The organism is Deltaproteobacteria bacterium (assembly GCA_016709225.1).
Classification (GTDB): Bacteria; Myxococcota_A; Polyangia; order Nannocystales; family Nannocystaceae; genus Xiheibacterium; species Xiheibacterium phototrophicum.
Genome location: JADJEE010000001.1, coordinates 403,399 through 418,277, shown reverse-complemented (window position 1 = coordinate 418,277; position 14,879 = coordinate 403,399). Strand labels below are relative to the sequence as shown.

The 14,879-nt window shown below is 72.0% G+C and carries 12 protein-coding genes; 6 read left to right on the top strand and 6 right to left on the bottom strand.

What is annotated here, in order from left to right; genetic code table 11:
* Positions 1–44: 44 nt before the first annotated feature.
* Genes IPH07_01770 through IPH07_01760 form a run of 3 tightly spaced genes read right to left on the bottom strand, consistent with a single transcriptional unit; the run spans position 45 to position 3,774 of the window.
* Positions 45–1,613 carry a HAMP domain-containing histidine kinase gene (locus IPH07_01770; protein MBK6916104.1) on the bottom strand — a complete coding sequence of 523 codons (1,569 nt, stop codon included), beginning with the start codon at positions 1,611–1,613 and terminating at the stop codon, positions 45–47.
* Entirely contained in the window at positions 1,610–2,239 is a 630-nt protein-coding gene (locus IPH07_01765; GenBank protein ID MBK6916103.1) for a DUF4390 domain-containing protein, read from the bottom strand. Before IPH07_01765 ends, IPH07_01770 begins: the two co-directional genes overlap by 4 nt.
* The gene (locus IPH07_01760; protein ID MBK6916102.1) at positions 2,236–3,774 is read right to left on the bottom strand and encodes a BamA/TamA family outer membrane protein; all 1,539 of its coding nucleotides are present in this window, start codon (positions 3,772–3,774) and stop codon (positions 2,236–2,238) included. The genes IPH07_01765 and IPH07_01760 overlap by 4 nt, the downstream gene beginning before the upstream one ends.
* Positions 3,775–4,031: 257 nt before the next feature.
* Between IPH07_01760 and IPH07_01755 the strand changes: the two genes are divergently transcribed.
* The gene (locus IPH07_01755) at positions 4,032–4,412 is read left to right on the top strand and encodes a response regulator (GenBank protein ID MBK6916101.1); all 381 of its coding nucleotides are present in this window, start codon (positions 4,032–4,034) and stop codon (positions 4,410–4,412) included.
* A gap of 16 nt (positions 4,413–4,428) precedes the next feature.
* Here the strand turns inward: IPH07_01755 and IPH07_01750 are convergent, their stop codons facing one another.
* Positions 4,429–5,169, bottom strand: coding sequence for an NTP transferase domain-containing protein (locus IPH07_01750; protein MBK6916100.1), 741 nt, complete (start codon positions 5,167–5,169; stop codon positions 4,429–4,431).
* A gap of 362 nt (positions 5,170–5,531) precedes the next feature.
* Here IPH07_01750 and IPH07_01745 point away from each other — a divergent pair, with 362 nt between their 5' ends.
* Positions 5,532–7,814 carry a DUF4388 domain-containing protein gene (locus IPH07_01745; protein MBK6916099.1) on the top strand — a complete coding sequence of 761 codons (2,283 nt, stop codon included), beginning with the start codon at positions 5,532–5,534 and terminating at the stop codon, positions 7,812–7,814.
* Positions 7,815–7,822: 8 nt separating this feature from the next.
* Here the strand turns inward: IPH07_01745 and IPH07_01740 are convergent, their stop codons facing one another.
* Together IPH07_01740 and IPH07_01735 are read right to left on the bottom strand one after the other, a co-directional pair.
* Complete coding sequence (locus tag IPH07_01740) at positions 7,823–8,725, bottom strand: N-acetylneuraminate synthase family protein (GenBank protein ID MBK6916098.1); 903 nt, start codon at positions 8,723–8,725, stop codon at positions 7,823–7,825.
* A 139-nt stretch (positions 8,726–8,864) separates the two neighbouring features.
* Positions 8,865–11,189, bottom strand: coding sequence for a S46 family peptidase (locus IPH07_01735; protein ID MBK6916097.1), 2,325 nt, complete (start codon positions 11,187–11,189; stop codon positions 8,865–8,867).
* A gap of 234 nt (positions 11,190–11,423) precedes the next feature.
* Here IPH07_01735 and IPH07_01730 point away from each other — a divergent pair, with 234 nt between their 5' ends.
* The 4 genes from IPH07_01730 to IPH07_01715 all read left to right on the top strand — a co-directional run bounded on the left by IPH07_01730 (position 11,424) and on the right by IPH07_01715 (position 14,868).
* Positions 11,424–12,470: a hypothetical protein gene (locus IPH07_01730; protein ID MBK6916096.1), complete on the top strand. Its 1,047-nt coding sequence runs from the start codon at positions 11,424–11,426 to the stop codon at positions 12,468–12,470.
* Between the two features lie 56 nt (positions 12,471–12,526).
* Positions 12,527–13,525, top strand: a complete 999-nt coding sequence (locus tag IPH07_01725) for a DUF3829 domain-containing protein (protein MBK6916095.1) — start codon at positions 12,527–12,529, stop codon at positions 13,523–13,525.
* Between the two features lie 166 nt (positions 13,526–13,691).
* Positions 13,692–14,432: a carboxypeptidase regulatory-like domain-containing protein gene (locus IPH07_01720; protein MBK6916094.1), complete on the top strand. Its 741-nt coding sequence runs from the start codon at positions 13,692–13,694 to the stop codon at positions 14,430–14,432.
* An 88-nt stretch (positions 14,433–14,520) separates the two neighbouring features.
* Complete coding sequence (locus IPH07_01715) at positions 14,521–14,868, top strand: hypothetical protein (protein MBK6916093.1); 348 nt, start codon at positions 14,521–14,523, stop codon at positions 14,866–14,868.
* The last annotated feature ends 11 nt before the right edge of the window (positions 14,869–14,879 follow it).

Sequence of the window (14,879 nt, the reverse complement as noted above, 5' to 3'; positions counted from 1 at the left end):
GAGGCTCGCGAGGGCCAGGGTTGGTGTCCTCGCGTCCGGGCGCTTCACTTCGGGCTGCTCGAGGCGCGCTCCGGCGCGGACGACGACGCCGCGGCCGCGCGGGGCAGTCGCACCACGAAGCGCGCGCCGCCGAGCGGACTCGATGCGACCCACACCTCGCCGCCGTGATCGAGCACGACCTTCTTCACGATCGCCAGGCCCAACCCGGTGCCCTGCGCGCGCGTGGTCTGGTAGGGCTCGAACACCCGCTCGCGGAGCTCGTCGGGCACGCCGGGGCCGTTGTCGTCGACGCGGATCTCGACGTGATCGGCGGCGACCCCCACCGTCAGCTCGACGCGGACCGGATCACGACCCGCCTCGCGTGCCGAAAGCACCGCGTTCTCGACCAGGTTGACCAGCACCTGCTTGAGCAGCTGCCGATCGGCGAGCACGATCACCGCGGGCTCGGGTGCGACGACCACCAACACGTCGTCGGCGCGCTCGGTGAGGTGGCCGTAGGCCCGCTCGAACTCCTCGATCACCCGCGCGAGCTCGACCGCGGCGGTGCGCACCTCGGGGACCTTCGCGAACTGCGAGAAGCTGGTGACCATCCGCCGCAGCGCCTCGATCTCGTCCTCGACGATCTCGACCGCGCTGCGCAGGGTCCGCGTGAACGCCGGCGACAGGCCCGGGTCCTTGTCGCGCAGCTGCTGCACCGCCAGCTGGATCGGCGTCAGCGGGTTCTTGATCTCGTGCGCGATGCGGCGCGCCATCTCCTGCCACGCGCCGATGCGCTGCAGGTACGCCACCCGCAGCTGCGCGTGGGCCAGCTCATCGAGCATGCGGTTGAAGGCCGCGGCCAGCCGCGCGATCTCGTCGTTGCCGTGCACGCCCGCGCGGGCCTCGAGCTGCCCGCCGGCGACCCGCGTCATCACGCCCGACAGCTGACCGAGCTTGCGCGTGATCGTGCGCGCCAACAGCAGGCCCAGCGTCAACGCCACCAGCAACACCAGCACCGAGGCGATGCCGATGACGCGGATCACCGCCGACTCGACCTCCTGGGTGTCGCGGCGCTCGCGATCGATCTCGCGACGACGGACGCCGACGTCCTGGTACCGGGCGTCGATCTCCGGATCGATGCGATAGATCGCGCGCAGCTGGCCGCGGTCTTCGCTGGCGCGGATCGACAACGGCGCGGTGACATCGAACCACTCGAAGCGGTCCTCCGGGAACTCCTCGCTGCGATCGACCTCGGTGGCACCGCCGCCCGGCCGTACCAACGACAGCCCCACGAGGTCGGGCTGCGCCGCGAGCATCGCGTCGAGGCGCGCGCGATCGTCGAGGCCGTCGCGCTCGCGATCGCCGAGTGCCAGCTCGAGGGCGTCGGCGCGGGTACGGGCCTGGTACTCGCCGATCTTGGCCGCGACCAGCTGGCGATGGAATTCGCCGGCGTGGGCGGTGCCCTCGTGGGCGCGGGCCAGGGCGTCGCCCCAGCGGCCGTCGAAGTACGCCACGGTGAGCTGCACGAGGTACGCCGAGCTACCCACACACAGGGTGCCGATCAGCACCAGCGCCGCGATCACCCGCGATTCCAGCCGGCCCCACCACGGCAAGCGTCGCGCCGGCGTGCTCATCGCGACACCAGGTAGAAGGCGTTGGTGCGCACGTGCACGGTCTCCTCGGCCTCGGGGCGCTCGCCGGCCAGCACGTTCACGAGCTGCCCGAACCACTCGAGGTCGCGGCCCTGCGGCCGCGTGGCGCCGCCGAAGTCGGCCGGCGGATCCAGCGGGTTGCGCAGCGCCAGCACGGTCACGAAGTAGTAGGGCCCGTCCTCGCCGCGGGCGAGCTCCGCGGCTGCGGCCACCCGCACGCGGTCGAGCTTCACGGCCGCTGCCACGGCGGCATCGCGCTCGCTGAAGGTGCGCTTCGACCAGCGACCGTCCTCGCGGGTCGCCACCACGTAGCGCTGCTTCCACGGGTCCCAACGGATGCGGACCAACAGCTCGCGGGTGCCGATCAGCTTGCGGGTGCCGTGCTGCCACAGCTTGAGGGTGAAGTGCAGCGAGGTGTCGAAGCCGGAGTCGATCGACTCGAGCGCGTCGCGATCGTAGCGTCGGATGAGCGCCGGGAGGTTGAGGCTCATCAACACCGCGTCGCCGACCTCCTCGAAGCTGGCGCGCTTGATCGGCAGCGCGTCGGGTCGCACGCTCATCGCGACCGGCAGCACCACCGCCCCGCGCAGGAACTCGCGGCGCCTCACAGCGGGGTCCTCCGCAGCAGGTTGCCGATCGAGAGGTTGAAGGTGCCGGCGGCGGTGTCGATGCGCAGACCGAGGTTGGCGGCGAAGCCCGCGGGCGCGACCTGCTCGCGCGCCGCACGGTGCTCGCGACGCTCGGCGGCATCACCCACCAGCGTGAACACGCCCGCGTTGATGAACAGATCACCGCCGTAGATGCCACGCGTTCGCAGGCGACGGAACAGCGGGATGGCGTACTCGAGATCGAAGCGGCCGAACAGCGTGCCGTAGGTCCGGGTGTCGATACCGGTGCCGAAGACGTCGATGGGGTTGCGCGTGGAGTAGCGGACGCCGAGCTCGCGACCGGGGGTCCACGGGCTCAGATCCCCGCTGTAGAACCGCTCGAAGACCGGCGCACGGCCAGCGATCTGCCCGCCGCTGGCGCTGGGCGTGAGCCAGTGCCGCCACGGCAGGCGGAAGCTGTAGCCGCCCGCGATCGTGAGCTTGACGTACTCGTACTGCGAACCGGTCGCGGGTGACGACAGCTGGAGATCGAACGCCACGCGGGCGCCCTTGCCGGCGAGGATGACCTCGTCGCGGGCATCCCACACCAGGCCGAAGTGCGCCGAGGTCAGCCGCCGCTGGCCGTCGACCAAGCCGAGCTCCACCGGCTTGGCGACGCCGTCGGGCCGCACCCACGTCGGCGCGCTCGAGACCACCGCATCGACGCGCTCGAAGCGATAGTCGACGCCGAGCGTGAGGGTCGGCAGCACCGGGAACACCAGCCCGACCGCACCGCCGATGCGGCCGACGTCGATCGCACGGAAGTTGGCGGGATCGGGATCATCGGCGGCCCCCGACGCGCGGTAGGGCTCGGCGGCCGAGATGACGTAGCCCGACGCGCGCACGCCGAGCGGCGCATTGCCCAGTCGCGGCGCCTCGACGAAGACCTGATACGCCTGCTGGCGGCGGCTCTGCTCGATGCGCGGCAGCGTGCCCCACACCAGCGCGCCGCCGAGATGGATCGCGCGACCGAGGAAGTTGCGCTCGGCCACCGCGAAGCCGCCGTGGAACGGCGTCATGCGCGAGCTGCCGGCGTAGAGCTCGGTCAAGGTCAGGGAGCTACGCTCGACCAGCTTGAGTTCGAGCGCGACGGCATCGTCGCGATCGGCCAGCGGTACCACCCGCACGCTCACCGACTTGAAGTATCCGGTCGCCCGTAGTCGATCGCGGGCCCGCGCGATGCGGACATCGGAGGGCCACAGCACGTCGGCGCCCGCGATCAGGCCCTCGCCGCGCAGGATCGCGTCGATCTGGCGCGCCGAGACCTGCTCGCGACCGATGATCCGCACCGAGGCGATCTGCAGCGCGCGGGCCTCGGTCGGCTCCACCTCGTCGTCGGCCGGGCGCGGTGCGGCACGGGCCGCGGGGGTCGCCAGCGGCGGCGGCACGCGATGCCGCACCGGGCGCGCGACCGTCGGCGTCGCATCACCCCGGACCCGCGGCCGCGCCTGGGCGCTCGACGTGGTGCCCGTGAGCGACCCGGCAAGCGGGAGCACGACCGGGAGCACGGCCCAGAGCACGGCCCAGAGCACGGCCCGGTGCAGCGCACACCTGCGATGACGAACGAAGGACACGGGCGGGGTTGCATGGCCGCTGCGGCGGCCCCCGAAGTGTACCGTCTCCGCTGCGCCGCCCCACCCGCGCGCACGCAGGGGCGCTCGCGGGCCCCGGCCCCCTCGTCCGCTGCCACACCGCCTGGGCCGGCGTCGTGGACCGCGGCTCGCCGCGCAGGTACTCTGCTTGCGCCCCGGAGATGACGCGCACGCGCATCCTCTACGTCGAGGACAATGCCGCCAACCTCGCATTGGTGCGCAAGGTGCTGGAGCACGGCGGACGCCATGAGGTCATCGGTGTCGCGACCGGCGAAGAGGGCCTGCAGTCGGCGCGGCGCGAGCCGCCGGCGCTCGCACTCGTCGATCTGGATCTGCCGGGGATCGACGGCTTCGAGTTCGCGCGGCAGATGCAGGCCGATCCGCAGCTCGCCGCGATCCCGCTGGTCGCGATCAGTGCCAGCGTGATGAAGCACGAGCGCGAGGCCGCGATCGCGGCTGGCTGCGCCCGCTTCATCGAGAAGCCGTTCGACATCGCGGAGCTGCGCGCGGTGGTCGAGCAGATGCTGCAGCGGGCGCCCTGACGGCCGCGCGAGCGCTTCAGCGCCCGAGCGCGATCGCCTCGAGTGCGCTCAGCTCCTCCGGCGTGTTGATGCCGGCGGCCTCGTGCTCGGGAATGGCGACGGTGGCCAGCCCGCGACCGGCGAGCGCCGCAATCACGTCGGTCAGGTAGATCTCGCCCTGCACGTTGTTGCTGCCGACCCGCGGCAGCGTCTCGCGCAGCACCGCGGCGTCGAAGCAGTAGAGCCCAGCGTTGCACTCGCGGATCGCGAGCTCCCGGGCATCCGCATCGCGGTGCTCGCGGATCGCCTGCACGTGGCCGGCCGGGTCGCGCACGATGCGGCCATAGCCGCTGGGGTCGGCGGGCGTGAACACGCCGAGCGCGACCGTGCCCGACACGAGGCAGCCGTCGACCAGCGCTTGCAACCGTTCGGGGGTCACCAGCGGCACGTCACCGGAGCACACCAACACCGGTCCCTGCACGTCGTCCATGCACGACAGCGCGCACAGCACCGCGTGGCCGGTGCCGCGCTGCTCGGCCTGCACCGCGAAGCGCAGCTCGGGATCACCGTCGCGCCCGTGCGCCCGCACGGCCTGCTCGACCGCCTGTGCGCCGTGACCGACGACCACCACCACGAGCGTCGCGCCGGCGCGACGCACCGCCCGCAGCGGATGCAGCAGCAGCGGCTCGCCGCGGAACGGATGCAGCACCTTGGGCAACGTCGAGCGCATGCGCGTGCCCTTGCCGGCGGCGAGGAGGATGGCGGCGGTTGCTGTCACGGTCACTCGAACGCTACGCGAGCGCCACAGCCCCCGCAAAGCCGAAGCTCGGCCTCGGCGTCGTGCCGGTCGGGCCGCCATCGCGGACCACGCGCGCGCCCGCGGGTGCGCCAGGGGTCTTGGCGCCGTCGTTCCCCGCCACGGGGCCCCAGGGTCGCCCCCTGCCCGGCCCCGGCCGTCCACGTCCGCTTGGTCGCTCCGAGCGCGCGGACCCGAGGCCGGCGACCACGAGGGCGCGTCCGGCAATTTGAAGCGCCCCCTGCCCCCTGGTCGCTTCCAAATTCGCGACCGATTTGCGTACGATGATGCTGCGAACGAAGCGGTCGGCGGCCGACCGCTTCGTCCCGCGCAGACCGCATCCGATGGCGACGGCGCAGGCGACCCCCGAACCGCAGCTCGGTTTTCCGACCAAGGGATCGTTGCGTCGCTTCGCGTTCCCGCGGCTCATCCGCGAGATCGCCCGCGCGAACCTCACCGGCAGCCTCTACCTGCTCTCGGGGCAGAGCAAGAAGGTCGTCTTCTTCGAGGGCGGTCAGCCGGTGTTCGTACGTAGCAACGTGCTGTCGGAGTGCCTCGGCCAGGTGCTCGCCCACGAGGGCCTCATCACGCAGGAGCAGTGCGAGCAGACCCTCGAGGCCATCCGTCGCACCGGCAAGAAGCAGGGCGAGCTGCTGGTCGAGATGGGCATCCTCTCGGAGGGCAACCTCCGCTACGGCCTGCAGGCGCAGCTGCGCGCCAAGCTCTTCGACATCTTCTCGTGGGAGGACGGCCGCTACCAGTTCAAGTCCGAGAGCGAGGGCCAGACCTTCGGCGTGCGGCTCGACACCTCGGCCGAGGGCGTGATCCTGGCGGCGATCCAAGATCGCTACACCGAGGACCGCGCGCGCGCTGCCCTGACCGATCAGCTCGGGCTCTACCCGACCCTGCGCGGCCACCCGGCGGAGTTCGCCCGCGAGCTCGGGCTCGAGCTCTCGCTCGAGGAGGGCTTCTTCGTGGCCTGCCTCGACGGCAGCCGCATGCTGAAGACCGTCGTCGCGCCCGGCAGCGATCCCGGCATCCCCAACCCCGCGGCGCTGCTGTACGGCTTGGTACAGGCCGGCGTGGTGGCGCTCGTCGACGAGCCCCAGCCGCCGCGCACGACCCCGGCGCGCCCGAGCTTCATGGGGTCGGACCAGGACGACGACGCCTTCGCGCCCGGCTTCGAGGCGCAGGACGTCGTCACCGAGTACGAGGACACGCCCCTGCCCGGCGAGCTGCCGAAGGTGCGCGCACTGCTCGGCGACCACGAGGCCGAGTTCGCCGGCGTCGAGGACGAGGACGGCCAGGGTCCGACGCTGCACTCGGTGTCGGCGATGCGACCCAAGCCTGAGCTACCAGAGTCGCTGGTGGCGGCGGAGCCGGCCGGCGTGGTGGAGGCGTTCGAAGAAGCGATCGACTTCGGCGAGGACGAGAGCTTCGAGGGCCTGATGGACGGCCCGCTGATCCCGACCGCGCCGTCGGAGATGGACGCCGCGCCGGTGCCCGCGGTCGCGCCCGCGCCCGAGGCCGCCGCGTCGCCGACCACGACCGAGCCCGCGGCGCTCGAGGCCGTCTCGGTCGAGCCCGCGTCGGTCGAGCCGGACTTCGCCGAGACCCTGCAGCCCGGCGCCATCGAGGCCATCGACGAGCTCGTCGACGACGCCGTCAACGAGCCGCCGAGCGAGCCTGCGCTCGCGCCCGGTGACTTCGGTGACCCCTCGGTCTACGACATCCTGCCGCACGACCTCGAGACCGTCGCCGAGCCCAGCTCACCGCGCCCGGTGCCGCGCGACGGTACGCGATCCGACCCCGACGCGACCGTGCTCGAGGGTGGCCTCGCGCCCATCTCGACCGACGCGATCGGCCACGACCTGCTCGGCGTCGACGAGCTCGACGGCGTCCAGCTCGACGACGCCGACCTCGCGGGCCTCGAGCTCGATCCCGACGACGAACTCGATCCGCTCGTGGGCGGCGACGCGCTCGAGCCGCTCGATGCCGACACCGGCGAGGACATCCCCGAAGCGCCGTCGGCCCTGCTCGAGACCGCGACCCACGAGCTCTCGCCCGAGCTCCTCGGCATCACGCCGGACGCCATCGACGACGACCTCGCGCTCGACGAAGAGCCACCCTCGCTGACCGGCGCCAACGACCTCATGGGCTTCGACGAGCTCGACGGCATCGAGCTCGGACCCGGCGGCAGCCCACTCGACGGCCCCGCGCGCCACGCCGGCGCGGAGTCGACGATGGAGCAGGACGCCAACCCCGAGATGATCGGCGCCGTGCGCTTCAACGAGGCCGAGATCGCGATGGCAGGCGCCGACTGGGCGCAGGCGGTCGGGCTGCTCGAGGAGGCCTACGACAGCGGCTTCGACGTCGCCGAGCTGCACGCGATGTTGGCCTACGCGCGCTTCCAGGCCTCCGGTGGCGATCGCGAGACCGCCGACCACGCGCTCGAGCTACTGGACTACGCGCAGACCATGGACCCGAGCCTCGACCTCGTGCACGCGTACCGCGGCGCAATCTACAGCGCGCTGCGCCAGCCGGACCGTGCACGCGAGGCCCTCGATCGCGCGCTCGAGCTGAATCCGTACTGCGAGCTCGCGATGCAGATCATGGACACGCTGTAGCGTCGCTGCTACGCGGCCTTGATCAAGCGCGGCCGCGCGACGTGCTTCAGCTTCGAGCGGGCGGCCCGCTCGACCTCGAGGATCTCCTCGTCGCGGAACCGCAGCGCGCCGGCGACGTTGCGCACGTCGCGACATAGCCGACGCATGCCATCGGGCTCGAGCGAGGCCGCGTGGTCGGTGCCCTTCCACGTGCGATCGAGGGTGAAGTGCCGCTCCACCCACGCCGCGCCCAGCGTGATGGCGGCGATGTCGGCCGCGATGCCGAGGTGATGACCGGAGAACCCGATCGCCGCCACACGATCGCCGTAGTCGTCGGCGAGCCGCGAAATCTCCAGCAGACACAGGTCTTCCATCGCGACCGGATAGCCCGACGTGCACGAGTACAGCACGGTGTCGCCGAGCCGGCCGTGGGCCTCGAGCAGCTCCATCAGCGCGCGCTCTTCGGGCTTGGTGGTCATGCCGAGGCTGACGTGCAGACCGCCGGCGTAGTGCTCACACAGCCAACCGAGCATCGCGTAGTCGGTGTTGCACGCGCTCGGGATCTTGATCCACGACGGTTGCAGCGACGCGATCTCCTTGGCCGACGTCAGGTCCCACGCGCTGCTCGAGTAGTCGATGCCGAGCGACTCGCAGAGCGTCTTGAGCTCGGCGTGTTGGTCGACGTCGAGCTCGAGGAACTCGCGGTGCTCGCCGTAGGTGCGACCGTAGGCGTGCGCGGGATCGGGGTGCGGCGCGTCGTACTGCTCCGGCGACAGCAGCTCCCGCGGCGTGCGCTTCTGGAACTTCACCGCGTCGACGCGACAGAACTGTGCTGCGGTCTGCACCAACTCCTTCGCCAGCGCGAAGTCGCCCTTGTGGTTGCAGCCGATCTCGGCGATGACGAGGGGAACCGCATCGGGTCCGGTGTGCATGATGTGGCCGTAAAGGTGGCCGCGGGGCGCCGCAAGCCTTCGGCCCAAGTTGGAGGTGCGCCGGCGGAGCACCGCGATGCAGCGCGTCCGCGATCGGAACCACGGACGCGAGGACATCGAGGCGGGCGGGCCCGCGTGATCAGGGCGCGACCGGGGCGGGCGCGCCGGCGGGCGGCTCGGGCACCGCGGGCTGCTCCGGCTGCACGGCCTGCGCCGGCGCGGGCTGCTCGCCGGTGGCTCCGTTGGCGGCGGCGACCAGCTCGGGTGTGACGCCCATCTCGAGCAGCAAGTGATCACCGTCGTCGACCGCGTCCAGCACCCACTGCACGAAGCGGATGTCGACGTGGATCGAGCGCGTGATGCCGGGGATGAACAACCAGTTCGAGGCGATCGACTCGTAGTTGCCGTCGAACGCCAGCCCGACCAGCTCGCCCTTGGCATTGAGGGTGGCCGAGCCGGAGTTGCCACCGGTGATGTCGAGATCGGCGAGGAAGTCGAGCGGCACGTCGCCGAGCTCGGGCACGAGGTAGCGGCCCTTGGCGGCCTTGGCCGCCGCGAGCAGGGTCGGCGGCGCGTCGAAGGGCTCGGTGCCGGTGTGCTTCGCGACCATCTGCGACAGCGTGGTGAAGGGCTCGTAGGCGGCCGCCTCGGCGGTCGGCTTGTAGCCCTTCACGGTGCCGTAGGTGATGCGCAGCGTGCTGTTCGCGTCGGGCGCGAGCGGTACCTTGCTCCACTCGCGCAGTGCGGCCACGAACTGCGGACGCAGCCGCGACATGTTCCCGAGCCGTGCCTCGTCGCGGCTGCGTGCGTCGGCGTAGGCGGTGCGCACCGCGACCGCGGCCTTCACGAATGGATCGGGCAGCTTCGCCATCGCGGCGGCGTCCTTGGCCGCCGCCAGCTTGGTGCGGAAGCGCGGATCGGTGAGCTTGGTCTTGGCGTACAGCTTCGCCACGCCGGACTCGATCCACGCCTGCGTGGTCTGCTTGCCCTTGCGGGGGCCGAGCAGTGCGACCATCACGTCGTCGGGCCGGCTGTCGTCGGGCAGTCGCGCGGCGCGGGTGAGCGCGAGCTGCAGCAGCGGGCGGTCGAGCTCGGGCTCGAGCGAGTTCGCGGCGGCGTCGACGTTGGCCTGCAGCTCGGCGCGCGGCACCTCGGACGTGTCGAGCATCACCGCGAGGCCGAGCACCGCACCGAACAGCCCGCTGGACTCGACGATCTCGCGCAGCGCGGCGTCGTGATCCCGCGTCTTGCGGTACTCGGCGTCCATCGCCGCGAGCTCGTCGAGCACGGTGCCCCACTTGGCCTTGCGCGTGGCGTCGGCCTCGATCCAGGTGCGCAGCTCGGCCTCGTGGGTGGCCTTGCGCTCGGCGAGTCCGCCCTTCTCGAGCCCCTCGAGCATGCCCTTGAAGTTGGTGTAGTAGTTCGCGAGTCGGCGGGTGCGACCGGCGGCCTTGATCGCGAGCTCGGGCTTGCGCTTGCCGATCGACTCGAGCAACGCGATGGTCTCGCCGTAGCGCTCGATGTCCCGGGGGTAGCGCCACTGCATGGCGTCCTTGACCTCGTCGGCGGTGCTCAATCGGTTGGTACGGCCGGGGTAGCCCGCGACCATCACGAAGTCGCCGGCGCCCAGCGGCGTGGTGGCGATCTTCAGGTGGTGCGGAGGCACGTAGGGGACGTTGTCGGGCGACGGCGCGGCGGGCTGGCCGTCCTTGCCGACGTAGGCGCGCAGCATCGAGAAGTCGCCGGTGTGTCGGGGCCAGCGCCAGTTGTCGACCTCGCCACCGAACACGCCGATGCCGGCGTGGGGGGCATAGACCAGCCGCACGTCGCGGATCTCGAGCGCATCGACGAGGTAGTACTGCGCGCCCTCGAAGAACGACCGCACCGCGCAGGCGTGGCCGGGGTGAGCCGACTCGCAGCGCTCCTGGATCGCGCGCGTGCGCGACTGCAGCTCCACGTAGCGCCCCTTGGGCTCGGTGATCGCATCGAGCCCCTGGGTCATCTCGCCGGTGACGTCGGTGATCGCCTCGGTCACGTAGATGTGCTGGTGATCGCCGGCGGGCTTCTCGTCGGCCTTGGTCTTGGCCACGTAGCCATCGACCAGCAGGTTGTGCTGCGGGGTCGAGTTGTGCTGCAGCGCTCCGATCACGCAGTGGTGGTTGGTGATGACCAGGCCCTGGTTCGACACGAACGAGCCCGAGCACCCGCCGAGGCTGACGATCGCGCCCAGCGGGAACGAGGTCGGGTCCTGCAGCGTCTTGGGGTCGAACGCGAGCCCCAGTGACTTCAACGTGTCCTGCTGATCGGCGAGCTGGGCCGGCATCCACATGCCGCCGGGGTTCTCGAACGCGGGCGTCGTCGCGGCGCCGTCGTTGGCCGGTGGCGGGGTCGTGGCGGCGGGCTTGCACGACGTCGCGCACAGGGCGAGGCCGAGCGCGAACGACAGGACGCGGGCGGTGGACATCGGCGCCATGCCTAGCAGATCCCGCCGCGGCCGCGTCGGTTTCGCGCGGCCTTCGCGGGGGCCCCGGGTGGGCGCTGACGCACGTGCGGAAGGGGTCGCGGCGACGAAACCAACGCCGCGGCCGCGTGGTCGAGGGGGCCGGCGGCGGCCGTCCCGCGAGCCCACGGCCGAGGGCGGCGCCCGCGTCGATCGATCACGCACGCGCCGGCGGCTTCGCATACGCTGTCCGTCGCCTTGGTGCGCGAACGCGACCGCGTGACCCTGCTGGTCGCGAACCCGACCGCCAGAAGCGGCAAGGCCAAGCGCTTCATCGACGACGCGATGGCGGTGCTCGACGACGCCGGCCTGCGCCCCGAGTTCTTCGCGACGCTACCCCAGGGCGCGACCGTGCCGGCGCTGGCCGAACGCATCGAGCGCGAGGACGCGGCGCGCGTGGTCTACATGGGCGGCGATGGCACCTTCGCCGAGGCCGCCAAGGCCATCATCCTCGCACGCGAGCGCAGCGGCATCGACATCCCGCTGGGCATGCTGCCGATGGGCACCGCCAACGATCAAGGCCGCAGCTTCGGCATCGTCGCGGGGGTCCGCGCGCTGCGTCACAACGTCGAGGTCATCCGCAACGGCGTCGAGCAGTGGCTCGACGTCGGCCGCATCGAGGCGTTCGGCGCCGACGGCGAGCCGGTCGCGCGCGATCTCTGGTTCGACAGCTGCGGCATGGGCTTCTCGGCGCGGGTGCTGGCCAAGCGCAACCGCGAGCGCGAGTGGGTCGAGCGGGTGCCGCTGTTGCGGGCGGTCTACCGCGACAAGCTCGTGTACACCTCGGCGACCCTGCGCACGCTGGTGTTCGGCGCCCTGGGCGGGGCCAACTTCGACGCCGAGATCCTCGTCGACGGCGTGGCGTCGCAGTACGCCAAGGTCACCGACATCCTCGTGCAGGGCACCATCGTCTACGCGGGCGACTGGATCTTCGATCCGGGCGCCAAGCCCGACGACGGCAGGTTCGAGCTGGTGGTGCTGCGTGGCCATGCCGACTGGGCGGCGGCGGCGATCGGCGGCCACAAGCGCAACCCCGTCACGGGCGACGACCTCGCGGTGCTGGGGCTGCCGCGGCGCGAGGTCCCGCGGGGCCAGGTCTTCGAGATCGCAATCGAGCCCCGCAAGCGCTCGCGCATCCACGCGCAGATCGACGGCGAGGAGTTCGTGATCGCCAGCCGCTATCGCATCGAGAACCTGTTCCACCACCTGCGCATCGTGGTGCCCGAGGATCCCCACTGGGTGTGACGTCGTTGCGACGCGCCGCCGCGCGTGGCAGCCTTCTCGCCGACGGTGTGCGTGCGATGAGCGGCCCTACCCCGCGATGGCCCGTGTTGCTGCTGGCGGTGGTCGGCTGCGATCGGCTGGGCGCGGCGGTCTCCGAGCGGGTGCAGGCCGAGCTCGAGGAGCGCATCGCCGCGGTCGGCACCGAGATGCCCGGCACGCTGCCGCCGCCGGCGCTCGACGAGCAGCAGCGCCTGGCCGACAAGCTCGCGCTCTACCACGAGTGCCTGCGGCGCTCGCGGGGTCGCGTGGTCGAGAGCTGGCGGCGCTGGCAGGCCGGCATCGATCCCAAGACCAACGTCGCACGTCGCGGCGGGCCCAAGCCGTTGGTCTACCCGGTCACGCGCGAGCTGCAGCCGTGCGCGCGCGCCCGCGACGAGGGGCCCGGGTTGTCGCCGACGCTACCGACCGTCGAGCACGCACTGTCGCGCTACGACGAGGCCGCTCGCGAGTTCGCGGGCGTGGCCGACGAGCTCGACACGTATCTCTCCGACGAGGCCTACCGCAGCGACGCCTGGGCCAAGGGCAAGGAGCTGGGGCCGCGGCTCGGTGAGGCGTTCACCGCCTTCGACACCGCCGAGACCGCGCTCTCGGCCGAGCTGACGCGCATCGACGATGGCCTCGACGAGCTCCGACTCGCGCAGGTCGAGGCCCGTCACGGACGCCGACTGGAGTGGCACTGCCATCGCGTCGAGCTGGCGGCCAAGACCTACGCCGCGTGCGTGCGGGGCGATCCCACCGAGGCCGGTACCTGCGCCGACCCGCTGGCGGATCTCGAGCGCCACGCCGAAGCCCTGCGCAGCTACGCCGAGGCCCACGCCGACGAGCGGGCCGACGCGTTCTGGTTGCTGAGCTTCGACGCCGCGCTCGGCAACTTCCTGGCCGACGCGACCGCGTTCGAGGCCTCGCTCGGCGTCAAGAAGGCCAACACCGAGCGCGAGCGTCTGCGCGAGGCCCTGCGCGACCGCTTCGAGGAGCTGCGCTCGGCGTTCGACAACCTGCGCTTCGACCTGCCCTGAGCGCGTGGGGCCGGCGGCGTCGCGCGCGACGAAGCACCTCCTCGTTGGGGGTGCCCGCAGCCCAAGGCGAAGCCGGGCTTCGAGGGCGGTGCGTTCGCGTCGCGGAGTCTCACCGCGGGCTGCTAGGGTGCGCTCGATGGCTCCCCGACGTCAGCCCCGCCGTTGCATGGTCCTCCCCGCGCTGCTGCTCGTGCTCGGCTGCGCCGACCCCTTCGCCGACGACGGCAGCACCGGCTGCGCCGACACCGATCACGACGTGTCGACGATCGAGGTGAGCGGCGACGCGTTCGCGTTCACGCTACCCGGCACGCCGTACGGCCTCATCGCTGGCGCGACCATCTCGATCGTCGAGCAACCCGGCATCACGACCACCACCGACGAGGCCGGTCACTTCGTGCTGCCCGAGGTCCCCGCCGGCAGCCTCGCGACCTTCGAGATGGTCGCCGACGGCTTCCCGCGCGCGCGCACGAAGACCTTCACCCTGCCCGACGACGGGTCGCTCGAGCGCGTGACGTTCCAGATCCCCGGCGACGATCTGTTCGCGCTGCTCGCCGACCTGCTGTCGGTCGAGGTCGACCCGGGTGCGTGCCAGATCGTCAGCACGGTGACGCGCGTCGGAAAGTCGATCTACGACGACGGCGCCCACGGTGAGGCGGGCGCCACGGTCACGCTCGAGCCGTCGATCGATCCCGCCCGCGGCCCGGTGTACTTCGGCGCCGACGTGGTGCCGGACCCGATGCTGACCGAGACCACCGAGGACGGCGGCGTGCTGTTCAGCAACGTGCCCGCCGGCAGCTACGTGCTGCGCGCGATGAAGGACGGCGTCAGCTTCGAATCGGTGACGTTGAACTGCGAGGGTGGCACGCTGGTCAACGCATCACCGCCCTACGGCCTGCAGGCGCTGTAGCGCCGCGCCGCCGCCGTCGACGCAATCGTCACCGGCGACGCGGATCACGCCGCGCTCGCGCGCATCGGGCCCGGGCATCCCTGGACGCATGGTAGCCGTGGGCGCCCACGGCAGCGTCATCGCCGGGCTCGCCACCGACCATGGTGGGTCGATGAAGCGGTGGTTGTCGTTCTGCGGACTCGTGGCGGTCGCCCTCGGCTGCCGCGCGGTTCCGTCGACGCAGGCGACGCACGCCCGAGCTTCGGGGCCGTTGCCCGCGACCGAGGTCACGGGCGACGCACCGGCCCCGCGGGCCGACCGGGCCACCGCTGCGGCCGGTGGCGCGCCCGCGCTCGACGGCCGCGGCGAGCTCGAGCGACGCAGGCCGAGCGGCGCGGGGCCCTCGCAGCCGCCGCGCTACGACGTGACCCACGCCGCCTTCGCGGAGCGATGGTAGTGCGGCGGGGC

Coding starts and splice junctions, on each gene's coding strand:
- IPH07_01720 (MBK6916094.1), top strand. CDS start 13,692: ATGGTCCTCCCCGCGCTGCTGCTCGTGCTCGGCTGCGCCGACCCCTTC.
- IPH07_01735 (MBK6916097.1), bottom strand. CDS start 11,189: ATGTCCACCGCCCGCGTCCTGTCGTTCGCGCTCGGCCTCGCCCTGTGC.
- IPH07_01745 (MBK6916099.1), top strand. CDS start 5,532: ATGGCGACGGCGCAGGCGACCCCCGAACCGCAGCTCGGTTTTCCGACC.
- IPH07_01740 (MBK6916098.1), bottom strand. CDS start 8,725: ATGCACACCGGACCCGATGCGGTTCCCCTCGTCATCGCCGAGATCGGC.
- IPH07_01725 (MBK6916095.1), top strand. CDS start 12,527: ATGAGCGGCCCTACCCCGCGATGGCCCGTGTTGCTGCTGGCGGTGGTC.
- IPH07_01755 (MBK6916101.1), top strand. CDS start 4,032: ATGACGCGCACGCGCATCCTCTACGTCGAGGACAATGCCGCCAACCTC.
- IPH07_01715 (MBK6916093.1), top strand. CDS start 14,521: ATGGTAGCCGTGGGCGCCCACGGCAGCGTCATCGCCGGGCTCGCCACC.
- IPH07_01770 (MBK6916104.1), bottom strand. CDS start 1,613: ATGAGCACGCCGGCGCGACGCTTGCCGTGGTGGGGCCGGCTGGAATCG.